This is a genomic window from Streptomyces sp. NPDC022910, assembly GCF_055561075.1.
Map to the genome: position 1 here is coordinate 145357 of NZ_JBVHHL010000013.1, position 22282 is coordinate 167638.

The 22282-nt window shown below is 70.3% G+C and carries 22 protein-coding genes and 1 tRNA gene; 14 read left to right on the forward strand and 9 right to left on the reverse strand.

The genetic code is table 11. From position 1 onward, the window contains the following. The first annotated feature begins 419 nt into the window (after positions 1-419). The 4 genes from ACZ3TS_RS15695 (at position 420) to rdgB (ending at position 2694) form a co-directional block, all read left to right on the forward strand. Positions 420-653, forward strand: coding sequence for a PTS sugar transporter subunit IIB (locus ACZ3TS_RS15695; RefSeq protein WP_467617985.1), 234 nt, complete (start codon positions 420-422; stop codon positions 651-653). A 77-nt stretch (positions 654-730) separates the two neighbouring features. Next, positions 731-1462, forward strand: coding sequence for a ribonuclease PH (gene rph, locus ACZ3TS_RS15700; protein ID WP_467617986.1), 732 nt, complete (start codon positions 731-733; stop codon positions 1460-1462). Positions 1463-1628: 166 nt separating this feature from the next. After that, entirely contained in the window at positions 1629-2027 is a 399-nt protein-coding gene (locus tag ACZ3TS_RS15705) for a hypothetical protein (RefSeq protein WP_467617988.1), read from the forward strand. 64 nt (positions 2028-2091) lie between these two features. Next, on the forward strand, positions 2092-2694 hold the full coding sequence (rdgB, locus tag ACZ3TS_RS15710) for an RdgB/HAM1 family non-canonical purine NTP pyrophosphatase (RefSeq protein ID WP_467617989.1): 603 nt from the start codon (positions 2092-2094) through the stop codon (positions 2692-2694). Positions 2695-2750: 56 nt separating this feature from the next. Here the strand turns inward: rdgB and ACZ3TS_RS15715 are convergent. The 3 genes from ACZ3TS_RS15715 to ACZ3TS_RS15725 form a co-directional block, all read right to left on the reverse strand. Then, positions 2751-2834, reverse strand: a tRNA-Leu gene (locus ACZ3TS_RS15715). A gap of 113 nt (positions 2835-2947) precedes the next feature. Then, positions 2948-3289, reverse strand: a complete 342-nt coding sequence (locus tag ACZ3TS_RS15720) for a GroES family chaperonin (RefSeq protein WP_467617992.1) — start codon at positions 3287-3289, stop codon at positions 2948-2950. A gap of 44 nt (positions 3290-3333) precedes the next feature. After that, positions 3334-3672 carry a DUF3618 domain-containing protein gene (locus ACZ3TS_RS15725; protein WP_467617994.1) on the reverse strand — a complete coding sequence of 113 codons (339 nt, stop codon included), beginning with the start codon at positions 3670-3672 and terminating at the stop codon, positions 3334-3336. 163 nt (positions 3673-3835) lie between these two features. On the opposite strand from ACZ3TS_RS15725, the gene bcp reads away from it, so the two are divergent. Next, positions 3836-4303, forward strand: coding sequence for a thioredoxin-dependent thiol peroxidase (gene bcp, locus ACZ3TS_RS15730; protein WP_467617997.1), 468 nt, complete (start codon positions 3836-3838; stop codon positions 4301-4303). 101 nt (positions 4304-4404) lie between these two features. On the opposite strand, the gene ACZ3TS_RS15735 is transcribed toward bcp, so the two are convergent. After that, positions 4405-6822 carry a transglycosylase domain-containing protein gene (locus ACZ3TS_RS15735; RefSeq protein WP_467617999.1) on the reverse strand — a complete coding sequence of 806 codons (2418 nt, stop codon included), beginning with the start codon at positions 6820-6822 and terminating at the stop codon, positions 4405-4407. Between the two features lie 200 nt (positions 6823-7022). Here ACZ3TS_RS15735 and ACZ3TS_RS15740 point away from each other — a divergent pair, with 200 nt between their 5' ends. The 4 genes from ACZ3TS_RS15740 to ACZ3TS_RS15755 are packed head-to-tail and all read left to right on the forward strand — an operon-like array spanning position 7023 to position 10559. After that, a complete protein-coding gene (locus ACZ3TS_RS15740; protein ID WP_467618001.1) occupies positions 7023-7823 on the forward strand; it encodes an ABC transporter permease in 801 nt (266 codons plus the stop codon). After that, on the forward strand, positions 7816-8661 hold the full coding sequence (locus ACZ3TS_RS15745) for an ABC transporter permease (protein WP_467618003.1): 846 nt from the start codon (positions 7816-7818) through the stop codon (positions 8659-8661). The genes ACZ3TS_RS15740 and ACZ3TS_RS15745 overlap by 8 nt, the downstream gene beginning before the upstream one ends. Before the next feature lie 6 nt (positions 8662-8667). After that, positions 8668-9672, forward strand: a complete 1005-nt coding sequence (locus tag ACZ3TS_RS15750; RefSeq protein ID WP_467618004.1) for an ABC transporter ATP-binding protein — start codon at positions 8668-8670, stop codon at positions 9670-9672. A gap of 32 nt (positions 9673-9704) precedes the next feature. Then, positions 9705-10559: a DUF1707 SHOCT-like domain-containing protein gene (locus ACZ3TS_RS15755; RefSeq protein ID WP_467618006.1), complete on the forward strand. Its 855-nt coding sequence runs from the start codon at positions 9705-9707 to the stop codon at positions 10557-10559. Positions 10560-10600: 41 nt separating this feature from the next. Here ACZ3TS_RS15755 and ACZ3TS_RS15760 read toward each other — a convergent pair whose 3' ends face one another. Further along, a complete protein-coding gene (locus ACZ3TS_RS15760) occupies positions 10601-11947 on the reverse strand; it encodes an SGNH/GDSL hydrolase family protein (RefSeq protein ID WP_467618008.1) in 1347 nt (448 codons plus the stop codon). Positions 11948-12135: 188 nt separating this feature from the next. Here ACZ3TS_RS15760 and ACZ3TS_RS15765 point away from each other — a divergent pair, with 188 nt between their 5' ends. Beyond that, entirely contained in the window at positions 12136-13503 is a 1368-nt protein-coding gene (locus ACZ3TS_RS15765) for a DUF445 domain-containing protein (protein WP_467618010.1), read from the forward strand. 63 nt (positions 13504-13566) lie between these two features. Continuing rightward, positions 13567-15039, forward strand: a complete 1473-nt coding sequence (locus ACZ3TS_RS15770; RefSeq protein WP_467618012.1) for an MFS transporter — start codon at positions 13567-13569, stop codon at positions 15037-15039. 225 nt (positions 15040-15264) lie between these two features. Here ACZ3TS_RS15770 and ACZ3TS_RS15775 read toward each other — a convergent pair whose 3' ends face one another. Beyond that, positions 15265-16902: an alkaline phosphatase D family protein gene (locus tag ACZ3TS_RS15775; RefSeq protein ID WP_467618014.1), complete on the reverse strand. Its 1638-nt coding sequence runs from the start codon at positions 16900-16902 to the stop codon at positions 15265-15267. Positions 16903-17217: 315 nt separating this feature from the next. Between ACZ3TS_RS15775 and ACZ3TS_RS15780 the strand changes: the two genes are divergently transcribed. Next, a complete protein-coding gene (locus ACZ3TS_RS15780; RefSeq protein WP_467618015.1) occupies positions 17218-17673 on the forward strand; it encodes a hypothetical protein in 456 nt (151 codons plus the stop codon). A 101-nt stretch (positions 17674-17774) separates the two neighbouring features. Here ACZ3TS_RS15780 and ACZ3TS_RS15785 read toward each other — a convergent pair whose 3' ends face one another. Beyond that, entirely contained in the window at positions 17775-18230 is a 456-nt protein-coding gene (locus ACZ3TS_RS15785) for a hypothetical protein (RefSeq protein WP_467618017.1), read from the reverse strand. Between the two features lie 165 nt (positions 18231-18395). Between ACZ3TS_RS15785 and ACZ3TS_RS15790 the strand changes: the two genes are divergently transcribed. Next, positions 18396-19379, forward strand: a complete 984-nt coding sequence (locus ACZ3TS_RS15790; RefSeq protein WP_467618018.1) for a GlxA family transcriptional regulator — start codon at positions 18396-18398, stop codon at positions 19377-19379. A gap of 9 nt (positions 19380-19388) precedes the next feature. Here ACZ3TS_RS15790 and ACZ3TS_RS15795 read toward each other — a convergent pair whose 3' ends face one another. Further along, positions 19389-19691: a hypothetical protein gene (locus ACZ3TS_RS15795; RefSeq protein ID WP_467618020.1), complete on the reverse strand. Its 303-nt coding sequence runs from the start codon at positions 19689-19691 to the stop codon at positions 19389-19391. Positions 19692-19995: 304 nt separating this feature from the next. Between ACZ3TS_RS15795 and ACZ3TS_RS15800 the strand changes: the two genes are divergently transcribed. Continuing rightward, positions 19996-20469, forward strand: a complete 474-nt coding sequence (locus tag ACZ3TS_RS15800; protein WP_467618021.1) for a carboxymuconolactone decarboxylase family protein — start codon at positions 19996-19998, stop codon at positions 20467-20469. A 194-nt stretch (positions 20470-20663) separates the two neighbouring features. Here ACZ3TS_RS15800 and ACZ3TS_RS15805 read toward each other — a convergent pair whose 3' ends face one another. Beyond that, positions 20664-21245 (reverse strand): hypothetical protein, encoded by a 582-nt coding sequence (locus tag ACZ3TS_RS15805; RefSeq protein ID WP_467618023.1) that lies wholly within the window; start codon positions 21243-21245, stop codon positions 20664-20666. Positions 21246-22282 lie beyond the last annotated feature (1037 nt).

Consider the following 22282-nt stretch of genomic DNA (forward strand, 5'->3'; position numbering starts at 1 on the left):
CTGCCGGGGGACGGGAAGGGCGAAACGGGGTGGACAGCACCCGCGTGGTCTACACCACCCACTGGTGTAGACCTGTTGTAGCACGGTGAAGGTGGGATAAGGAACCCATGATTTCCGTGGCCCTGTAAGTGTGGCGAGTGATGCCGCATTCGCGGCTAATTTCCCCGAAACCATAGCTTGAGGGGCATGCGTAGCGAGAGGTCCGAATGGCGTGATGAGCGCCACTTCGGCGAGATGTCCGCGCTTGGTGCCTTTCGGAGGGGGCCGGGTTTGGTGACCCTTCCCGAAGTGGTGTAGACCAGCTGCCAGACGGTCGCCGTCCGGAACGCCTTTCTCGGGTCCGGACGACCAGACCGCTCGCAAAGTTGGGCCGACTATGGGTTACTGCGACAAAGCGGTTCGGATCAGGGAGAAAAGACATGGCCAGCAAGGCTGAGAAGATCGTCGCCGGGCTCGGCGGCATCGACAACATCGATGAGATCGAGGGCTGCATCACCCGGCTGCGCACCGAGGTCCACGACGCCTCGCTGGTCGACGAGGGCGCTCTGAAGGCCGCCGGCGCCCACGGCGTGGTCAAGATGGGCACCGCCATCCAGGTCGTCATCGGCACCGACGCGGACCCGATCGCGGCGGAGATCGAAGACATGATGTGAGCCCGCGCGCTCACGCGGCAGGGGCCCTTCCCACCGGGGGAGAGGCCCCTGACGCATGTACGGATAGGCTCGGGGCCATGTCTCGAATCGACGGCCGCACCCCCGAACAGCTCCGCCCGATCACCATCGAGCGGGGCTGGAGCAAGCACGCCGAGGGCTCCGTCCTCGTCTCCTTCGGCGACACGAAGGTCTTCTGCACCGCCTCCGTCACCGAGGGTGTGCCGCGCTGGCGCAAGGGCAGCGGAGAGGGCTGGGTCACCGCCGAGTACGCCATGCTTCCCCGCTCCACCAACACCCGCGGCGACCGCGAGGCGGTCAAGGGCAGGATCGGCGGACGCACGCATGAGATCAGCCGTCTCATCGGCCGCTCCCTGCGCGCCGTCGTCGACTACAAGGCGCTCGGCGAGAACACGATCGTCCTCGACTGCGACGTGCTCCAGGCCGACGGCGGCACCCGCACCGCGGCGATCACCGGCGCCTACGTGGCGCTGGCCGACGCGGTGGCCTGGGCCCAGCGCAAGAAGCTGGTGAAGGCGGGCCGGCAGCCGCTGACCGGCACGGTCTCGGCCGTCTCCGTCGGCATCGTGGACGGCGTACCGCTCCTGGACCTCTGCTACGAGGAGGACGTCAGGGCCGAGACCGACATGAACGTCGTCTGCACCGGCGACGGCCGCTTCGTCGAGGTGCAGGGCACGGCGGAGGCGGCGCCCTTCGACCGCAAGGAACTGACCGCCCTCCTCGACCTGGCGGTCGCCGGCTGCGACGAACTGGCAGCGCTCCAGCGCGCGGCGCTGGAAGCAACCGCGTAGCGCCGTCCGGCGTTTTCAGGGATAGCCGCACAGCTGACGGGACGGGCGCCCGGAGAATCCCGCGTGCCCGACCGCAGCCCCGTACGACCACGATGGGTCGGCGAACCGGACCGGCCGGAGCGTCCACGGGAAAGTGCGACACCGCCAACGGGGAGGGAACCGTTCCATGGCCGCGCGCCACCGCCGCCGCACCGTCACCACCGTATTCGCCGCCGTCGCCGTACTCGCCGCCGCGGGCGCGAGCGCGGGCTGCGACGCCGTCAACAAGGCGATCGACTGTGTGCAGACCGCCGACACGATCGCCGACAGCGTCACCGGCCTTCAACAAGCCGTCGAGAACGCGGCGAACGACCCGACGCAGACCGACGCCTCCCTCGACTCCATCGAGAAGAACCTTGACAAGATCGGCGACAAGACGGACAACGTCGACGTCAACAAGGCGGTCGACGACCTCCGCAAGGCCGTCACCAACGTCCGCGAGGCCGTCGACAACGGCGACAGGACCCCCGACGTGGGCCCGGTGACCGATGCGGCCGGGGAACTGACGAAGGTCTGTACGTCCTGAGCACGCCACCAGGGGTGCGGGGGTACGGCGAAAGGGCACCGGCGCCGCACGGATACTGGTGGACATGACCCGCCTGATCCTCGCCACGCGCAACGCCGGAAAGATCACCGAACTGAGGGCGATCCTCGCCGACGCGGGCCTCCCGCACGACCTGGTCGGCGCGGACGCCTACCCCGACATCCCCGACGTCAAGGAGACGGGCGTCACCTTCGCCGAGAACGCCCTGCTCAAAGCCCACGCCCTCGCCCGGGCGACGGGCCTGCCCGCGGTGGCGGACGACTCGGGCCTGTGCGTGGACGTCCTGCACGGCGCGCCCGGCATCTTCTCGGCCCGCTGGGCCGGCAGGCACGGCGACGACAAGGCGAACCTGGACCTGCTCCTGGCCCAGCTCGCGGACATCGACGACGCCCACCGGGGCGCCCATTTCGCCTGCGCGGCGGCACTCGCCCTGCCGGACGGCACGGAACGCGTGGTCGAGGGCCAGCTCAAGGGCACCCTTCGCCACACCCCGTCCGGCACGAACGGCTTCGGCTACGACCCGATCCTCCAACCGGTGGGCGAGACCCGCACCTGCGCGGAACTGACCCCGGAGGAGAAGAACGCGATCAGCCACCGGGGGAAGGCGTTCCGGGCGCTGGTACCGGTGGTGCGGGAGCTGCTCGGCTGACGGTTCGCAGGCGGAAGGCCCGCCCGGCTGCGCGCCGGATGGGCCTTAGAAAGAGGTGCGGCCGGAGGGACTCGAACCCTCACGGGAGTTACCCCACTGGGACCTAAACCCAGCGTGACTGCCAGTTCCACCACGGCCGCCTGCGCGCTCATGCTACCCGGAGGGCCGACCGGTCAGACATCGAGTCAGAGCCTCGGACCGCCGATGAGAAACGGGCTGGTGACCGGATCATCAGCCCCTTTTTCCTTCGTAGTTACAGGTACAGGCCCGTCGAGTCCTCCGAGCCCTCGAAGCGGTCCGCCGCCACGGCGTGCAGGTCGCGTTCGCGCATCAGGACGTACGGGATCCCGCGCACCTCGACCTCGGCCCGGTCCTCCGGGTCGTACAGGACCCGGTCGCCCGGTTCCACGGTCCGTACGTTCTGTCCGACCGCGACGACCTCGGCCCAGGCGAGGCGCCGGCCGACGGCCGCGGTCGCGGGAATCAGGATGCCGCCGCCGGACCTGCGCTCGCCCTCGGTGGTGTCCTGCCGCACCAGCACGCGGTCGTGCAGCATCCGGATCGGCAACTTGTCGTGGTGGGTCTTCTCGCTCACGCCCCCGAACCTACCTGCCTTCGACGGCTTCGTGCGCGTCCGGGTCAGCCCTTGCGCCGTCGGGAACCGAGGGCGAGCAGCCCGACGACCCCGACCACCACCAGCGCCACGGGCACGACGCGCTCCAGACGCGGGGCGCCCTGCTCCGTGACGAACTGTGCCTTCACCTCGCTGACGACCCGGTTGGCCCCGACGTAGGCGCGCCCGAGCGTGTGGTCGATGTTGGAGACGACCTTGGCCTTGGCGTCCCCGACGATCGTCTTCGGGTGCACTCGGACGCCGATCTCGTCGAGCGTCTCGGCGAGCGTTTCTCGGCGGCGCTCGATGTCCGCCTCGATCTGCGCCGGAGTCCTGGTGTCCGGTGTGCTCGACGTGTCCGCCACCGCGCTTCCTCCGTGGTCGTTTGCGACGTGTTCCGCGCAATTCCTGCATCTGTGGTCGACAGTCTGTCAGCTTCGGGCCCGGCGCACTCCCCGGCACCCCTTTGGAGGGCCGGAAGGAGATTAGGCTCGTCGGGTAATCCGCCCCTTGCCACGTGAGGTACCGATGAGCGAGCGACTCCAGCCCGGCGACACCGCCCCCGCCTTCACCCTGCCGGACGCCGACGGCAACGAGGTGTCCCTGGCCGACCACAAGGGCCGCAAGGTCATCGTGTACTTCTATCCGGCGGCGCTCACCCCCGGCTGCACCAAGCAGGCGTGCGACTTCACGGACAACCTGGAGCTGCTCGCGGGCGCCGGTTACGACGTCATCGGCATCTCCCCCGACAAGCCGGAGAAGCTCGCGAAGTTCCGAGAGAAGGAGTCGCTGAAGGTCACCCTGCTCGCCGACCCCGACAAGCAGGTCCTGGAGGCGTACGGTGCCTTCGGCGAGAAGACGATGTACGGCAAGACGGTCGTCGGCGTCATCCGCTCCACGGTGATCGTGGACGAGGAGGGCAAGGTCGAGCGCGCCCTGTACAACGTGAAGGCGACGGGACACGTGGCGAAGATCATCAAGGATCTGGCGATCTGAGGCTCCCGCCTCACGGGCGAACGGCCCGCACCGGCTCGATCCGGTGCGGGCCGTTGTCCGTCCCGGGGCCACGGCCTCCCACGGCCGTCGGCCCCGCACCCTCAGAGCCCCGTCCCGAGCGTTGTACCGCCCGTCCCCGGTGTCGCTCCTCCGGCCCCGCCGGTACCGCCGGCGCCCGTGCTCCCGCCGGTGCCCGTGGTGCCCCCGGCTCCGCTCGTGCCGCCGGTGCCTGTGGTGCCTCCGGCTCCGCTCGTGCCGCCGGTCCCGGTGGTGCCTCCGGCGTCGGCCGTGCCCGCGGTGTCCGAAGTGCCGCCGGTCGTGCCCGGAGTGCCGTCCGTTCCGGGGGTGCCGCCGCTGGTCCGGCCCTGGTCCTGACTCGGGGTGCGCGTGCCGCCGGTGTCCGCCGGGCCGGTGCCGCCGGGGCGATCGTCCCAGTAGTCCCAGTAATCGTCGTCCTCGGGAGGCTCCTCGTACGGGTACGCGCCGGCCTGGAGACTGAGGTCGAAGTCCTTGACCGGCTTGCCCTGGAGGGCCGCCTGCGTGAACTGCGCCCAGATCTCCGCGGGCGCGCCGCCGCCGTTGACGCGGTCCAGGCCCATCGCGCCGTACAGCGACTCGTGCCGGCCCGTGTCCGGGTCCTGGCCCATGACGGTGACCACCGTCGCCAGGTCAGGGGTGTATCCCGCGAACCAGGCCGCCCGGTCCTCCTCGGCCGTGCCCGTCTTGCCGGCGGCGGGGCGGCCCGCCGCCTGCGCGGCCGTCCCGGACCCGCTGTCCACCACGCTCTGCAGGATCGACGTGGTGGTGTCGGCGGCCTCGCGGCTCACCACCTGCTTCTGTGCCCGGTACGGCAGCTGGACGTCCTCCCTGCTGTCCTTGGAGATCTTCTCGACCAGCGTGTACGTGCCGTGCTTGCCGTGGTTGGCGAGCGTGGCGTACGCCTCCGCCATGTCGAGGGCGCTCGCGGTGGCCGTGCCGAGCGCGATCGAGGGGTAGGGGTTCATGTCGGGCGTGTTCGCGGGCAGGCCGAGGTCGATCGCGGTCTGCCTGACCCTGGACGGGCCGACGTCCACCGCCATCTGCGCGTAGACCGAGTTCACCGACTTGTCGGTGGCGGTGCGGACGGTGATGGGGCCGTACGAGACGTTGTCCTCGTTCGCCGGCGCGTACGACCCGCCGCTCCAGCCCTCCACCGGGCGTCTGTCCGTGCCGTCGTACTCGGTGTACGGGTCGATCGTGTCGCCGTACTGCGTACGGGCGCCGTTCTGCACGGCCGAGGTGAACACGAACGGCTTGAACGTGGATCCGACCTGGTAGTCGCGGCGGGTCGCGTTGTTGACGTACTGCTGGGTGTAGTCGATGCCGCCGTACATCGCGAGGACCTTGCCGGAGGCCGGCTCGATGGCGACGCCGCCCACGCGGACGTAGCGGTCGGCCTTGCGGTTCTTCTTGTCGAGCCTGCTCATCACCTGGTCGTCGACGGCCTTGGTGAAGGCGTCCTGTTTGGACTTCTGCAGGGTGGTGGTGATGCGGTAGCCGCCGCCGGCCAGGGTGCCCTCGTCGACGACCTTGTTGCCGGTGAGGTAGTCCTTGATCGCCTGGACGAGGTAGCCGCGCTGGCCGGACATGCCGGCGGCGGTCACCTGCTGCCTGGGCATGGGGAAGGTGACCTTCTCCCGCTGTTCCTGGCTCAGCCAGTGCTCCTTGACCATGCCGTCGAGGACGTAGTTCCAGCGGGCCACGGCCGCCGCCTTGTTCTCCGGGTGGGCGGTCACGTCGTACTCGCTCGGCGCGTTCAGCAGGGCGGCCAGGTAGGCGCCCTGGCCGACCGTGAGGTCCTTGGAGTCGACGCCGTAGTACGCCTGCGCGGCGGCCTGGATGCCGTACGCGTTGCGGCCGAAGTAGCTGGTGTTGAGGTAGCCCTCGAGGATGTGGTTCTTGCTCTTCTCGCGGTCCAGTTTGATCGCGATGAAGAACTCCTTCATCTTCCGGGAGACGGTCTGCTCCTGGGCCAGGTAGTAGTTCTTCACGTACTGCTGGGTGATCGTGGAGCCGGACTGCCTGCCCTTGCCGGTGGCCGTGTTCCAGGCGGCGCGGATCATCGCCTTGGGGTCGACGGCGGATTCGGTGTAGAAGTCGCGGTCCTCGGCGGCGAGCGCCGCGTGCTGGGCGTCCTTGGAGATGTGCGCGAGCGTCACGTTCTCGCGGTTGACCGAGCCGTCGCGGGCCAGTTCGGTGCCGTCCGCGTACAGGTACACGTTGCTCTGCTTGGTCGCCGCCGCGTTCGCCGGCGGGATCTCGACCAGGTAGTAGCCGAGCACGAAGAGGCCGATCAGGAGCAGGAGTCCGGTCACGAGGGTGCCGAGCACCATCCGCCAGCTCGGGATCAGCCCGCGCCATCCTGTGCGCCGCGGTCGATCGGGCCTGCCGGGCGGCGGCCCGGCAGGCCCGGGTCGGTGTTCTTCGGGCGCCAAGGCTCGGCTGCCCTGCTGCGGCTGCGGCTGCGGCTCGTCGCTCATCGTGGTGCCGGACTCCCGTTTCGCGTCGTACGTTCACGTACGCCCTCGTACGCCATCTGCGTCCCTGATGAAGACTGTCGCACCTTACGTTCCGTTCTCGGCACGAACGCCGTGTCGTGCGGAAAATCGTGTGGTCCGTCGCTTCGTCCGCGCGTTAGGCTCCAGCGTTTCGGCCCGGACGTCTCGAAGGAGGGTTTCCCGTGGGGACAGGGCGGTTGTACGCCGCCGTCGCCGCCGGTGGTTTCCGGCGGTACGCGACCTACCGGACCGCGACCGCGGCGGGGGTGTTCACCAACACGGTCTTCGGATTGATCTTGGCCTACACCTATCTCGCCCTGTGGAACGAGCGACCCCACCTCGGGGGGTACGACCAGTCGCAGGCTCTTACGTTCGTTTGGGTGAGCCAGGGCCTGCTGATGACGGTGGCCGTGTTCGGCGGCGGCTTCGAGGACGAGCTGATCGAGCGCATCCGTACCGGAGACATCGCCGTCGACCTGTACCGGCCCGCCGATCTCCAGTTGTGGTGGCTCGCGTCGGACGCGGGGCGGGCGCTGTTCCACCTGCTCGGCCGGGGTGTGGTCCCGCTGGTGTTCGGCGCGCTCGTCTTCCCGTTGGCGCTGCCCGCCCGTCCGCTGACCTGGGTCGCCTTCGTGATCGCGGTCGCGCTGGGCGTGCTGGTGAGCTTCGGGATCCGCTTCGTCGTCGCGCTGTGCGCGTTCTGGCTGCTCGACGGGGCGGGTGTCGCCCAGCTCGCGTGGCTGACTGCGGTCTTCTGCTCGGGCATGCTGCTGCCGCTCAACGTCTTTCCCGGCACGCTCGGCGAGGTCGTGCGCGTACTGCCCTGGTCGGCTCTGCTCCAGGCTCCCGTGGACGTGCTCCTCGGGGAGGCGGACCCCCTGCCCACGTACGTCTTCCAGGGCGCGTGGGCGGTTGTGCTGCTCGCCCTCGGCCGGCTGGTGCAGTCGGCGGCGACCCGGCGGGTGGTGGTTCAGGGTGGCTGACGCGGCGTACGGCGGGGCGCGGGAGTTCGGCCGTGTGCGGGAAGGGCTGCGCGCCTACTTTCTGATCAGCGCCATGTGGATCCGCTCCACGATGGCCTACCGCGCCTCGTTCGTGATGACCACGTTCGGCAACTTCGTGGGCACCGCGCTCGACTTCGTCGCGATCATGCTGATGTTCTCGCGTATCGACGCGCTCGGCGGTTACCGCCTGCCCGAGGTCGCTTTCCTGTACGGCCTCTCCGCCACCGCCTTCGGCGTCGCCGACCTCGTGCTCGGCTCCATGGACCGGCTGGGGCGGCGGGTGCGCGACGGCACGCTGGACACGCTCCTGGTCCGCCCGGCGCCGGTGCTCGCACAGGTCGCGGCGGACCGCTTCGGGCTGCGTCGCATCGGCCGTATCACCCAGGGCGCGCTGGTCCTCGGGTACGCCGTCACCGCCCTGGACCTGTCCTGGACCCCGCTGAAGGTGCTGATGGTCCCGCTGGCACTGCTGAGCGGCGCCGCGATCTTCTGTGCCGTGTTCGTGGCGGGCGCGGCGTTCCAGTTCGTCGCGCAGGACGCCTCCGAGGTGCAGAACTCCTTCACGTACGGCGGTCAGACGCTGCTGCAGTACCCGCCCACCGTCTTCGCGAAGGAACTGGTGCGCGGGGTGACCTTCGTGCTTCCGCTCGCTTTCGTCAACTGGCTGCCCGCGCTGTACGTGCTGGGGCGGCCCTATCCGCTCGACCTGCCGGGGTGGGTGGCCTTCGCCCCGCCGCTGGTGGCCGCGGGCTGCTGTGCGCTCGCGGGGCTGGCCTGGCGCGCGGGGCTGCGTTCGTACCGGAGTACGGGGAGTTAACTCGCAATGGACAGTGATTTCATCGAACTTCAGCAGGTCGAGAAGGTCTTCGACGTGCGCAAGAGGACCGGCTTCCTGCGCCGCGAGCGGCGGCAGGTGCGAGCCGTCGACTCGATCTCCTTCTCCGTGGCGCGCGGCGAGATGGTCGGCTACATCGGGCCGAACGGCGCCGGGAAGTCCACCACGATCAAGATGCTGACCGGGATCCTGACGCCGAGCGGCGGCCGACTGCGGGTCGCCGGCATCGATCCCTCGCGCGAGCGGACGCGGCTGGCGCGGCGTATCGGGGTGGTGTTCGGGCAGCGCACGACCCTGTGGTGGGACCTGCCGCTGATCGACTCCTACCGGCTGATGCACCGCATGTACCGCATCCCGGACGGGCGTTACCGCGAGAACCTCGACCGCTGCGTCGAACTCCTCGAACTGGGCGGTCTGTTGGACGTTCCGGTGCGGCAGCTGTCGCTGGGCCAGCGGATGCGCGGCGACATCGCGGCGGCGCTGCTGCACGACCCGGAGGTGCTGTACCTCGACGAGCCGACCATCGGCCTCGACGTCGTCTCCAAGGTCAAGGTGCGTGACTTCCTGCGGGACTTGAACGCCGAGCGCGGCACGACGGTGCTGCTGACCACGCACGACCTCCAGGACATCGAGCAGTTGTGCTCGCGGGTGATGGTCATCGACCACGGGCGCCTGATGTACGACGGTCCGCTCGCCGGGCTGCACGAGGTCGGCGACAGTGAGCGCACCCTCGTGGTGGATCTGGAGCGGGAGATGCCGCCGGTCGAGGTTCCGCCCGCGCGAGTGGTGCGGGTCGAGGGGCCGCGGCAGTGGCTGGCGTTCCCGGCGTCGGAGTCGGCGGCCCCGCTGGTGGCGCGTATCGCGGCGGAGTATCCGCTGGTTGACCTTTCGGTGCGGGAGCCGGACATCGAGGCGGTGATCGCCAAGATGCTGGAATCGTTGGGTGACTCCTCCCGACCCCCGTCGGGGCAGGCGGAGCAGGTGGTCTCGTAGCCCGGCGCCCGGCTTCCTCGTAGGCTGACCGCATGACCGACGCTGTGTCTTCTGGTGGGACATCTCCCGGGCCCCCCGTCCCGGATCTCCGCGCGTCCGACGCCGACCGTGAACGAGTCGCCGAGGTCCTGCGGGACGCCCTCGCCGAGGGCCGGCTCGACATGGAGGAGTTCGAGGAGCGGCTGGAGGCGACGTACAGGGCGCGTACGTACGGGGAGTTGGCGCCGATCACCCGTGACCTGCCCGCGGCGGGTGTCACCGCTCCGGCGGTCTCGCTGGTCAAGGATGGTACGGAGAGCGGGAGTTGGGCCGAGCGGATCGTCGGCGGCGACGGGTCGTCCACCTGGGCCGTCGCCGTCATGTCCGGGTTCCAGCGCAAGGGGCGCTGGACGGCGCCGAAGCGGTTCAACTGTTTCGTCTTCTGGGGCGGCGGTGAGATCGATCTGCGCGAGGCGTACTTCGCGGACCGTGAGGTCGAGATCAACTGCGTCGCGATCATGGGTGGGATGAACGTCATCGTGCCGCCGGGCGTCGAGGTGGTCGTGCGCGGCATCGGGATCATGGGTGGCTTCGACCACCGTGAGGAGGGCGTGCCGGCGGAGCCGGGCGCTCCCCGTGTGATCGTCACCGGGTTCGCGTTCTGGGGCGGGGTCGGCGTCGAGCGCAAGCTGACCCGGGCCGAGCGGCAGCGCCTGAAGGAGGAACGACGCCAGGAGAAGCTGGACCGCAAGGCTGTCCGCAGGGAGGTGCACGCGTCGCATCGCGAGGCGCTGGAAGGGCACCGCGAGCTGATGCGGGAACGCCGTGACGAGCGCCGGGAGCGGCACGAGGAGCGCAGGGAGGCCCGGCGCGAGCAGCGGGACCGGAGGCGTGGCGGAGGGTACTGAGCGGCCCTGTGGGCCCGTGCAGACGGGCCCACGGCCCGCCCTCACAGCTGGGCCGGTGCCGCTCCGTTCAGCGAGGTGAGGTCGAAGATCTTCGCCATTTCGCCGAAGCCCTTGTCACTGGGGTGGAGGTGATCGCCGGAGTCGTAGTCGGAGCGCAGCCGGCGCGGGTCGTAGGGGTCCCGCAGCGCCTGGTCGAAGTCGACGACCTCGTCGTAGACCGTACCCGCGCGGATCTGCGCGTTGACGGCCTGCCGGACCTGTTCGCGGTCGGTCCGGTAGCCACCGTGGCCGTAGAACGGCATGAGTGTCGCCCCGACGACCTTCAGGCCTCGCGCGTGTGCCTGGCGGACCAGGGTGCGCAGCCCGGTGGTGATCCGGTCGGGGTCGGCGTGGCCGGGATTGCGCAGGATGTCGTTGACGCCGAGGTCGATGACGACGACCTTCACGTTCGTACGGCCGAGGACGTCACGCCCGAAGCGGGTCAGGGCGCTCGGGTTGTCCGCGGGCCTGCCGGGGCCGCCGGCCAGCACCCGGTTGCCGCTGATGCCCTGGTTGACCACGCTGTAGCGGGGCACGTCGCCGGATCCGGCGGCCTGGCGCAGCCGCTGGTCGAGGACGTCCGTCCAGCGGCGGTTGGCACCCTCGGTGGAGGTGACGCCGTCGGTGATCGAGTCGCCGAGCGCGACGACGGTGCCGACCGCTTCGTTGCTCAGCAGGTCGAGCGCGGTCAGATAGCGCCAGTACGGGGTCTGTTCGGTGTAGGCGGCGCCGCTCACGTCCTGCGTGCGGTCGCCCGCGGCGACGTACGAGATCTGCCGCGCGTGCCGGTGATAGGTGACCGGGCCCGACGCGGTGGGGGAGTACGTGGTCACGAGCACGTCGGAGTCGTGCGGGACGGCGATGCGCACGGCGTCGCTGACCACCTGCCGGCCGGGGGCGACGACGACCGAGACGGCGCCGCCGAAGGTGAGCAGGCGCATGGTGTCGGCGTCCGCGGCCGCGTCGTCGCCGGTGGCGGCGACCGCTATCGAGGCGTGCGTGATGCTCAGCGGCTCCTGCCCGTAGAGGTTGGACAGCGTGATACGGGCACTCGTACCGCCGATGCCGACGTGCACGACGTTGCGCAGGGACCGCCAGGCCATTCCGCCCGTTTCGGTGCCCGGCTCCGCGCCTGAGGGCGAGGCCGACCAGGCGCCGACCCAGACGCCGGTGGAGGCGGGGGCGGCGGACCCCCGCGGAGCCGTGCCGCCGGCGGCGAGAGTGCCGCGGCCCGCGCCGTCGTCGGTGGCGGCGCCGATGTATGCGGCGCCGATGTATATGGCGGCCGACACGGCCAGGACGACCGCGCACAGGACAGCCAGCAGGGCATAACCGTTACGCCTGGTCATGCGGTGCGTGTTCTCCTCGGGCAAGGGGAGCCCGAGGCTCCGGTGTTGATCGTGCCCATGATGCGTCATGGGGCGGGAGGAACCGACGGGAACCCTGACGAGACCCTGAGAGGCCCCCGAGACTTCCCCGTCCGGACAGACGCCGGGAACTCCCGTTCCGTTCCAGGAGTCGGTCAGGAAGGGACAATGTGTACGGGGGACACGAACGGGTGGAGTGGATGGAACGCACGAAAACGGACGAATGGGCGGCCGAAGCGCCGCCTGCCCCCTCGGGTACCGCCACGAGCCGGGCGATGACGTCCTTCAGTCCCGCCGACGAGGAGAAGCGCCGGGGCGTACGCCGCATGAAGAGCACGGCGACCGGGATGCTGCTCTTCGTGGCGATCGTCTACGCCCTCGCCACCTGGGCGCAGAACTCGGGCGCGGGCCCCTGGGCCGGTTATGTGGCCGCGGCCGCCGAGGCCGGCATGGTCGGCGCGCTCGCCGACTGGTTCGCGGTCACCGCGCTGTTCAGGCATCCCCTCGGACTGCCCATCCCGCACACGGCGATCATCCCCAACAAGAAGGACCAGCTCGGCGTCTCGCTCGGCGAGTTCGTCGGCGAGAACTTCCTCTCCCAGGAGGTCGTGCGGCAGCGTCTGCACGCCGTGGGCATCGCCGCCCGTCTGGGTGCCTGGCTCGCCGAACCGGAGCATGCCGACCGGGTGACGGCGGAACTGGCGACGGCCCTGCGAGGGGCGCTCACCGTGCTGCGCGACTCGGACGTACAGGCGGTGGTCGGCGAGGCCATAACGCGCCGCGCCGATGCCCAGGAGATCGCCCCGGCCCTCGGCAAGATGCTGGAGAAGGTCGTCGCGGACGGCGGCCACAAACGGGTCGTCGACCTGATCTGCGTCCGCGCCCACGACTGGCTCGTCCTGCACGACGACCAGGTCATGGCCGCCGTCCAGGGCGGGGCCCCGGGCTGGACCCCCCGGTTCGTCGACAAGAAGGTCGGCGAGCGCGTCTACAAGGAGCTGCTCCGCTTCGTCACCGAGACGCGCGACGCGCCCACGCACCCGGCGCGCGGCGCCCTGGACAAGTTCCTCGCCGACTTCGCCTCCGACCTCCAGTCCGACACCGACACCCGCGCCCGAGTGGAGCGGCTCAAGGGCGAGGTGCTGGGCCGCGGAGAGGTCCAGGACCTGATCGCCTCCGCCTGGACGGCCGTCCGCTCCATGATCGTGTCCGCCGCCGAGGACGAGCGCAGCGAACTGCGGCTGCGCGTACGGGCCTCACTGCTGTCGCTGGGCGTCCGCATGGCCACCGAGCCGAAGACCCAGTCCAAGGTCGACAAGTGGGTGGAGGGCGCCGCGGTGCACGTGGTGACGACGTACCGCAAGGAGATCACGTCCCTGATCACGGACACCGTCGCCGGCTGGGACGCCGGCCACACCACGCGGAAGATCGAGGCGCACATCGGCCGCGACCTGCAGTTCATCCGGATCAACGGCACGGTCGTGGGTTCGCTGGCGGGGTTGCTGATCTACACGGTGTCGCGGGTGCTCGGAGCGTAACCGGCTGCTGAGCGGGCACTCGGGGTCGGTCCGGCGTCACCCGGCGCCCCCGAGGAGGCAGACATGTCCGTCACCGCGCCACGGCCCGGCACGGTCACCAGCGCGATTCCCGCCCGTCTCGATCGGCTGCCCTGGTCACGCTGGCACTGGACGATCGTGGTCGGACTCGGCACGGTATGGATCCTGGACGGCCTGGAGGTCACGGTCGTCGGCAACATCGCCGGCCGGCTCTCCGAGGCGGGCAGCGGACTGCCGATCACCTCCGGCGAGGTCACGGGTGCCGCAGCCGCGCTGTATGTGGCGGGCGCCTGCGCCGGCGCCCTCTTCTGGGGGCGTCTGACCGACCGCTGGGGTCGCAAGAAGCTCTTCATGATCACCCTCGCGGTCTACCTCGGCGCCACCGCCCTGACCGCGGTCTCCTTCTCGACCTGGTGGTTCTTCCTCTTCCGCTTCCTCACCGGCTTCGGCATCGGCGGCGAGTACGCGGCCATCAACTCCGCGATCGACGAGCTGATCCCGGCGTACTACCGCGGCCGCGTCGACCTGATCATCAACGGCAGCTTCTGGCTGGGCGCGGTCGGCGGCTCGCTGCTGTCGATCGTCGCGCTGAACACCGACCTCCTGCCCAAGGACCTGGGCTGGCGGCTGACCTTCGCCCTCGGCGCCGTCCTCGCCGTGGTCATCCTCCTCGTACGGCGCCATGTCCCCGAGAGCCCGCGCTGGCTGCTGATCCACGGCCGCGAACAGGAGGCGGAACGGGTGGTGGCCTCCATCGAGCAGCAGATCGAGGCAGAGAAGGGCGAGCCGCTCCCGCCGCCCAAGGGAGAGATCACCATTCGGCAGCGCGAGAGCGTCGGCTTCGGCGAGATCGCCCGCACGGTCTTCACCGACTACCGCAAACGCGCCGTGCTCGGCTTCTCCCTCTTCATCGGCCAGGCCTTCCTCTACAACGCCATCACCTTCGGCTTCGGCGCGATCCTGACGAAGTTCTTCGACGTCCCCACCGCCGACACGGGCTACTACTTCGTCGTCATCGCCCTCGGCAACTTTTTCGGCCCGTTGCTGCTCGGCAAGCTCTTCGACACGGTCGGCCGCCGGGTGATGATCTCGTCGACGTACCTGCTCTCGGGTCTGCTGCTGTTCGGCACGGCCTGGCTGTTCGACCAGGGCTCGCTGAGCGCGGGCACGCTCACGGCGTGCTGGTGCGCCGTGCTGTTCTTCGCCTCGGCGGGCGCGTCCAGCGCGTACCTGACGGTCTCCGAGGTGTTCCCGATGGAGACGAGGGCCATGTCCATCGCCTTCTTCTACGCCCTCGGCACCGCCGCCGGAGGCATCAGCGGCCCGCTTCTGTTCGCGGACCTCACGGGCACCGGCCGGGTCGGCGACACGGTCCTCGCCTTCCAGGTCGGCGCGTCCCTGATGTGCGCGGCGGGGCTGGTCGCGGTACTGCTCGCGGTACGCGCGGAACGGCGGTCGCTGGAGGACATCGCCAGGCCGCTGACGGCGACGACGGCGAGGGCGGAGGCCAGGCCGTAGGGCCTGTCCGACCGTTCCCGCGGGACCGGTGTCGCGGACCGGGTCCACCCTGCCGCAGGCGTGCACGGTCGTTGTCCGCCCGGCCCGGCAGCGACGCTCACATCCTCCGAAGCAGCCGCCCACGGGCCTGTTCGTCAGCGGGCCCCACCCGTTCGTGGACGCGGGCGCGGTCCCCGGCCGCACCGGCGCCCACGAACGGGCGGATCCGTCGCAGGGTGCCTGCGCCTATGCCGGCTTCAGCCCCTGGTCGCCCACTTCCGTCACGAACGACGCGGCCGAGGTGAGCGGTGCGCCCGCGGTACTGACGTGCGACACCGTCTTGAAGTCGATGCGCGCCAGGTCCCGGGCGAGCCCGACGGTCGCGTAGCCCCGCAGCCCGTTGTAGAACTTCATGTGCGGGTTGGCGGCCATGTAGGTGGCCCAGTTGGACGGCTTCGCCGAGCCGTTGCCGCCGCTGGTGATCGACGTCGTGACGATCTCCGTTCCCATGGTGCGGGAGTTCGGGTCGGCGAAGTCGCGCTTGATGTCGAAGGCGTAGTGCACGTGCACGTCACCCGTGAGGACCATGAGGTTCTCGACGCCCGCGGCCTCCGCCCCCGCCAGGACGCGTTCGCGGGACGCCGGGTAGCCGTCCCAGGAGTCCATGGAGACCTTCGAGGGCGCGGCGGTGGTGTTGTGGCGCTGGGAGAAGGTGACCTGCTGGGGCACGACGTTCCAGAGGGCGCGGGAGCGCTTCCAGCCGTCGATGAGCCAGCGCTCCTGGGCGTCACCGGTCAGGGTGCGCGCGGTGTCCTTTGACTCGGGTCCCGGGTACTGCCAGCCGTCGCCATAGGCCTGGTCCGAGCGGTACTGGCGGGTGTCGAGGACGTCGAACTGCGCGAGCCGGCCCCAGTGGAGGCGGCGGTAGAGCCGGAGGTCCGGGCCGTCGGGGAGCTGGGGGCGGCGCAGCGGCATGTTCTCCCAGTAGGCCCGGTAGGCGGCGGCCCGTCGGATCAGGAACTCCTCGGCGGGGTCGTTGTTCTCCGAGACGTCGTCGGCGTAGTTGTTCTCCGTCTCGTGGTCGTCCCAGGTGACGACGAAGGGGTGCGCCGCGTGTGCGGCGGCGAGGTCCGGGTCGCACTTGTACAGCGCGTACCGGAGCCGGTAGTCGTCCAGAGTCACCATTTCGTGGTTGTACACGCCCGGGACGGTGCCGGTGGGGTAGGCGCGCGCTCCGCCGGCGGAGTTGACGGCGTACTCGTAGAGGTAGTCGCCGAGGTGGAAGACGAGGTCGACGTCGTCTTCGGCGAGGTGCCGGTACGCCGTGTAGTAGCCCTGGTCGTAGCGCTGGCAGGAGACCAGTCCGAAGGTGAGTGCGGAGACCTTGCCGCCCTGGCCGGGCGCGGTACGCGTACGGCCGGTCCGGCTGATCCAGCTGCCGGCCTTGAACCGGTAGTAGTACACGCGGCTTTCGCCCAGACCGCCGACCTCCACGTGGACGGCGTGGTTGAACTCGGGGTGTGCGGTGGCGGTGCCACGTCGTACCACGCGGCGGAAGCCCTCGTCGGCGGCCAACTCCCATTGCACGGCGACGCGGCGGGCCGGAAGTCCACCGTCCGCCTGGTACGGGGCGGGAGCAAGGCGGGTCCACAGCAGCACGGAGTCGGGCAAGGGGTCGCCGGAAGCGACGCCGAGGGTGAACGGGTCGTCGGTGATGTGCGCGGTGTCGAGTTCCGCGGCGCTGGCGGCGCCCGTTGCCGGGACGTTCACCGCGAAGGCGACCGCGGCGGCCGCTCCGGTGAGGGTCAGGAAACGGCGGCGGCCGAAGTGGCGTGCAGCCGCGCGGATTTCGGGGGTGTGTGACGGACGGATAGCGGGTGTCATCCGGGCCTCCCCTGTCGAGACGGTTGCCACTGGCATTGCAATCGCTCCGGAAGACCCCCGCTTGGAAAGTGCATGACACTCTCATGGCGGAATGATGAGTTCCGAACGGTGCGCTCCCCTGTGTGGACGTCCGCCGCAACCGCCGCCGCGCCGGCGCCGAACGCCGCGAGACCGAGTCCGCGTCAGTCATCCCGGGCAATGCGGACAGGACTTCGGAACCTGACCGGCAATCAGCACGAACACCGATGCGCCCCCAGGGCGATCTGAGTATCCGTACTCTGCCGACTCCTTCGCTCCGAGGGGACCCTCGTACGTATGACCGAGAAGCTGCTCCGCCCCGTGCGAACGCGCCCCTGGCCCGAGCGCTGGCTGATCCGCCTGCTCGGCGCGGCCCTCGCGGCCGCGGCGTACCTCCTGTGCCTGCCGTGGGACCTGCGCAACCGTCCCGCGACCCCCGGCGCCACCGAGGAGACGACGCCCGTCACGGGCGTCGGCGTCCTCCTGCTCGCGGTGTCCCTGCTGCTCCTCGCGGCCTACTTCGGCCACTGGGACCACCTGGGCTGGCCACTGCTGCTGGTGGCGGTTCCGCCGGCCGCGCTGATGTACGTCTCGTTCCGTACCCACCCGGAACCGGACGCCTCGTTCTGGCCCCTGGCGTGGGGCTCGTTCACGCTGCTGATCGCGGCCGGCGTGTTCGTGGCGGCCGGGGTGGCACGGACGTTCCGGGGAGAGTGGGCGCGTGAGGACCTGACGCTGACGAACCCGTTGTGAGCCGTACGGAGGCGCCTGGGGCCGGGTGGCGCAGAAGGACCGCGTCCAGAAGGACCGCGTCCCCTTCCCGATGAAGTGGGACGGGTGGATGCTGCGGGATCCTAGGCCCCCGTGGTGGAGCCCGGACGCACGATCATCAGCACGGTGACGGTGGCCCAGAGCAGATTGAAGACGCCGGTCACCATGGCGAGCCGAACCGTGGCCCGCTCGCTCAGGACGCCCTCCTGCACGCCCTCGAGGATCGCGCCCTGCCGGGGCAGCACGAGGGCGCCCAGCACGACGGCGGCGAGCGCCGTCAGCACGATGGACACGATCAGCCAGGTGTCGCCGAGCACGCCCATGTTCTGGGCGGTGGCGAACCCGAAGACCGGGACGACGACCCCGACGACGGCGTACACCTGGCAGATGCGGTGCAGGAGCGCGAGGCTGTGCCGGCTTTCCGCGGGCTCGGCGAGCACCTTGCGCGCGAGGGGCGGGAACATGCTCGCGGCGACGGTGACGGGCCCGACGGCGACGATCGCGGCAAGGACGTGGACGGCGAGAAGGAACTTGGTCACGGGCCGACGCTACGGGCGCGAAGATCACCCACGGAAGTGGCGGAATTGCCAGCACTCGACGGATTCTCGCCAACAGGCTGGGGCGGGTGGCTGAGCTGCGGCGATCGGGGAGTACTCGCACCGGAGCGACTTGGCCACGACCTGTCGTACCCCTACTCTCTCGCCATGCACACCGTGGCGGTCCTGGCGCTCGACCAGGTGATCCCCTTCGACCTCTCGACCCCGATCGAGGTCTTCTCCCGCACCCGGCTGCCGGACGGGCGGCCCGCGTACCGGGTGCGGATCTGCGCGCCGGCGGAGGAGGTGGACGCGGGCCCCTTCCGGATCCGGGCGCCGTACGGGCTCGACGCGCTGGCGGAGGCGGACACGATCATCCTGCCGGGCACGGCGGACCCGACACTGCCGCTGCCGCAGGCCGTACGGGAGGCCCTGTGCGCGGCCGCGGCGAACGGCACCCGTATCGCGTCCGTCTGCGCGGGCGCGTTCGTGCTCGCGGCGACGGGCCTGCTGGACGGGCGTCGGGCGACGACGCACTGGGTGGCGGCTCCGCTGCTGGCCGAGCGCCACCCGGAGGTCACGGTCGACCCGGACGTGCTGTACGTCGACGAGGGTCAGTTCCTCACCTCGGCGGGCGCGGCCGCGGCGCTCGACCTGTGCCTGCACATGATCCGCAAGGACCACGGCTCGGCGGTCGCGGCGGACGCGGCGCGTCTGTCGGTCATGCCACTGGAACGGGAGGGCGGTCAGGCCCAGTTCATCGTCCACGCCCACCCACCGGCCCCTGCCGGGGCCACCTTGGAGCCGTTGCTGCACTGGCTGGAGGAGAACGCGGACCGCGACCTGACCCTCGACGACATCGCGGCCCGCGCCGGCACGAGCGCCCGCACCCTGAACCGCCGCTTCCGCGAACAGACCGGCACGACCCCGTTGCAGTGGCTGCACCGGGCGCGGATCCGGCGCGCCCAGTACCTCCTGGAGACGACGTCGCACCCCGTCGAACGCATCGCGACCCAGACGGGTTTCGGCTCCCCGGCGGCGTTCCGCGACCGCTTCAGGCGGGTGGTGGGGATCAGCCCGTTCGCGTATCGGCGGACGTTTCAGGGGGTACGGGGACCGGGGGCCGGGGCCCGCGGGGGAGAGGCGCCCTGAACGGGTGCGTCAGCCGCGCCGGTCGGCCACGGCCCACGAGGCGAGGGCGACGGCTCCGGCCACCCCGAACACCGCGGGCCACGCGCCCACCTTCTTGGCGAGCGGATGCGACCCGGCGAACGCGGCGACGTACGCGGCGGTCAGGGCCCCGGCCGCCGCGCCGCCGGCCTGCTTCCGCCACTGCTGCGCGGCCGCGGCCCCCGCGACGGCGAGCACGGCCCCGCCGAGCTGCCGCTTCTTGCTCCAGCGGGCGACCCCGTACCCGCCGACGAGCCCGCTCGCGGCCACCAGTGCCGTAGGAACCTTCGCCATCGCTGCCTGCCTCCTGCTGGTGTGTCTCCCGGCCGCTCCGCGGCCGTTCCGGCTGATGATCGAGGCTAACTCCGGGCGAGGCGGCGACGTGGAGCCGGGGTCGAGCCGGGCGCGCCGCCACCGCGTCCCCCTCGTGGCACGCCGACGACGTCACGCAGACGGTCGCGGTGCCATCTCCGGGGCCGGGGAGCCAGGGAAGCACGGCGAGACGCACGTCACACACATCCGCCTCCCACGGCCGTCACATTCCGGCAGGGCCGCTTCGTCAGTGCTGTGTAACCGTCGAACGAGCGAGGAGACCACCATGGAAGCCCGACTCAACTTCTTCACCAACCCCGTCGCGGGCAAGTTCGCGCGGTACATCAACTCGGCGGGCAAGGTCGTCAGTGACTCGACCCTCCCGGCCGCGACGCAGGAACTGGTGAAGATCCGCGCCAGCCAGATCAACGGCTGCGGCTTCTGCACCGACATGCACACCAAGGACGCCACGGCCGCCGGGGAGACCGTGCAGCGCCTCCACCTGGTCGCGGCCTGGCGCGAGGCCAAGGTGTTCACCGACGCCGAGCGCGCCGCCCTGGAGCTGACGGAGCAGGGCACCCGCATCGCCGACGCGGCCGGCGGCGTCACGGACGAGGCCTGGGCGAACGCGGCCAAGTACTACGACGAGGACCAGCTCGCCGCGCTGGTCTCCCTCATCGCCCTGATCAACGCCTACAACCGCATGAACGTGATCGTCCAGCAGCCGGCGGGGGACTACCAGCCGGGGCAGTTCGGCTGAGCGAGGTCGGCTGATCTCGAACACGGGCCCGGAGGCCGGCCGCCTGCCTCACAGCAGTGCGGTCGTTCCTCCGGGCCTCGCCCGTTTCGCGCTCGGCGCTCGGCGCTCGGCGCTTCGCGTTCGGCGTTTCGCGTTCGGCGCTTCGCGCTCCGCGCGTCAGCCGGGAGCGCCGGATCCTGCTCCTTGAAAGGCCGTCAACCGGCCAGCTCGTCCAGGACCGACCAGAAGTGGTCACCGCAGCCGCACTGCGAGATGTTCGCCGTGAAGGATCCGCTGTTGTCGGAGAGGAAGTCGTCGTTCACCGCGAGGTACAGCTCACCGCGACCCACCAGCGTCGTCGGTCCCGCACCGATGTACTGCCACGGCCCGTTCCCGATCCGGCCGATCAGCGACCACTTGGGCACGCCCTGCAGGGGGAACCCGGGCCCCGCGGTCTCCGTGGTGTCACCCTGCGGCCCGTTCGTGACCTGCGGGTTGCCCGCGATCCCGATCGCTCCGGTCGCGGTGACCGTCACGGACCGGCGCACGCACACGCCCGTGTCGACCTCGCCGGTGGCCCCGGGGAAGCCGGTGGGGCCGGCCTTCGCCGGGACCTGGACGGTGGCGTTCGTGACCGTCGGCTGCATGATCGGGCACGCGGGCCCGCCGGATCCGTGCTCGGCCGCGACGGCGGCGCCAGGGCCCACGACCAGCGCGAGCGTCAATGCGGCCGGGGCACACAGCCACCTGCGGTTGGCCCCCGCGATCGCTTTGAGACGCGCTCTTGCTTTCCTCAACGCCAAGCCCTTTCGTCGTGATGGGCTGCGACGCGCTCCCGGCCGCAGCCATGACTGACCGTCAGTGACCCCAGTAGTGCATGATCACCGGCCAGGAGGCTGCACAGCTCCTCGGAAGCGGCCGTCAACCAGCCGAACGGCGGAGCCGGGATGTGCCCACTACTCGTGACGTCATGGAGGGCAGGGGCAGGGGCAGGGCCCCGCCCCCGACCGCCCCGCTATCCGGACATCTCCCGCGGTGCGCGCTCGCGCTCCGCGGCGAGCCGTCGCCGTCCCACCTCGACCAAGGCACTGACTGCTCTCGGCACGCACAGATTGCCCTCGTATCGCGGCGCCACCACCCAGTACGCACCAGGTGGAACCCGGCGATCAACCCGTGGCACTCCCAGATAGGTGTTCTGGCCGAGGCAGGGAGCGATCTCCTCGTAAGCCCATACAAGCCCGGCGTGCCACTGGATCAGGGCGTAGTACGTACCACCCACGGCACGGCAGTCATGGATGACGGGGCCACGCAGTAACTCACCTAAAGACGAGCCGACTTGACCCGGATCCTCCGTGGCAATGGCGGCGTGGACCACGTCTTCTTTCATCCGCACCGCGGCAAATCGTTGGCCCAGTGGCAGCAGAGCAACACCTTGCATTGCCCACTCCGTCCGAGCCCGCTCCGGCACGGGGTGGGCCCGCGCAAGCCACTCAGAGATCGCCCGATCCATAGCCTGCTGGGTGTCCATGTGTGTCCCATCATCGTTCAGCGGTTGGTTGGGCCCATCAGCGTGTATGGTCCGCGCTGCTGTTTCGAGGACTTTGAAAGGCCTTGGATGGGACCTTGATAGGGCCTACCCGGCCCACTTGGAGTGGAAAAGCTCCCTTAACCGAACCGCCTGTGGGATGGTCGGGGCGTAATCACCACTTGGAGGTGTCTCTTGCCTCGGCCTACAGGAATGTCAAGGGACAGTAGGAACTCCCCACTGGCGGACAGTTAATCTCCCCGCTGGTGGACAGCGTTTCTCCCCGGTTGGGCAGTAGATCTCGGGGGG

Excerpts from the sequence above, each read along its gene's own strand:
- ACZ3TS_RS15735 (WP_467617999.1), bottom strand. The coding sequence starts at position 6,822 with ATGAGCGACGAGCCGCAGCCGCAGCCGCAGCAGGGCAGCCGAGCCTTG.
- ACZ3TS_RS15760 (WP_467618008.1), bottom strand. The coding sequence starts at position 11,947 with ATGACCAGGCGTAACGGTTATGCCCTGCTGGCTGTCCTGTGCGCGGTC.
- rdgB (WP_467617989.1), top strand. The coding sequence starts at position 2,092 with ATGACCCGCCTGATCCTCGCCACGCGCAACGCCGGAAAGATCACCGAA.
- ACZ3TS_RS15775 (WP_467618014.1), bottom strand. The coding sequence starts at position 16,902 with ATGACACCCGCTATCCGTCCGTCACACACCCCCGAAATCCGCGCGGCT.
- bcp (WP_467617997.1), top strand. The coding sequence starts at position 3,836 with ATGAGCGAGCGACTCCAGCCCGGCGACACCGCCCCCGCCTTCACCCTG.
- ACZ3TS_RS15755 (WP_467618006.1), top strand. The coding sequence starts at position 9,705 with ATGACCGACGCTGTGTCTTCTGGTGGGACATCTCCCGGGCCCCCCGTC.
- ACZ3TS_RS15695 (WP_467617985.1), top strand. The coding sequence starts at position 420 with ATGGCCAGCAAGGCTGAGAAGATCGTCGCCGGGCTCGGCGGCATCGAC.
- ACZ3TS_RS15770 (WP_467618012.1), top strand. The coding sequence starts at position 13,567 with ATGTCCGTCACCGCGCCACGGCCCGGCACGGTCACCAGCGCGATTCCC.
- rph (WP_467617986.1), top strand. The coding sequence starts at position 731 with ATGTCTCGAATCGACGGCCGCACCCCCGAACAGCTCCGCCCGATCACC.
- ACZ3TS_RS15795 (WP_467618020.1), bottom strand. The coding sequence starts at position 19,691 with ATGGCGAAGGTTCCTACGGCACTGGTGGCCGCGAGCGGGCTCGTCGGC.
- ACZ3TS_RS15780 (WP_467618015.1), top strand. The coding sequence starts at position 17,218 with ATGACCGAGAAGCTGCTCCGCCCCGTGCGAACGCGCCCCTGGCCCGAG.
- ACZ3TS_RS15800 (WP_467618021.1), top strand. The coding sequence starts at position 19,996 with ATGGAAGCCCGACTCAACTTCTTCACCAACCCCGTCGCGGGCAAGTTC.
- ACZ3TS_RS15790 (WP_467618018.1), top strand. The coding sequence starts at position 18,396 with ATGCACACCGTGGCGGTCCTGGCGCTCGACCAGGTGATCCCCTTCGAC.
- ACZ3TS_RS15750 (WP_467618004.1), top strand. The coding sequence starts at position 8,668 with ATGGACAGTGATTTCATCGAACTTCAGCAGGTCGAGAAGGTCTTCGAC.
- ACZ3TS_RS15705 (WP_467617988.1), top strand. The coding sequence starts at position 1,629 with ATGGCCGCGCGCCACCGCCGCCGCACCGTCACCACCGTATTCGCCGCC.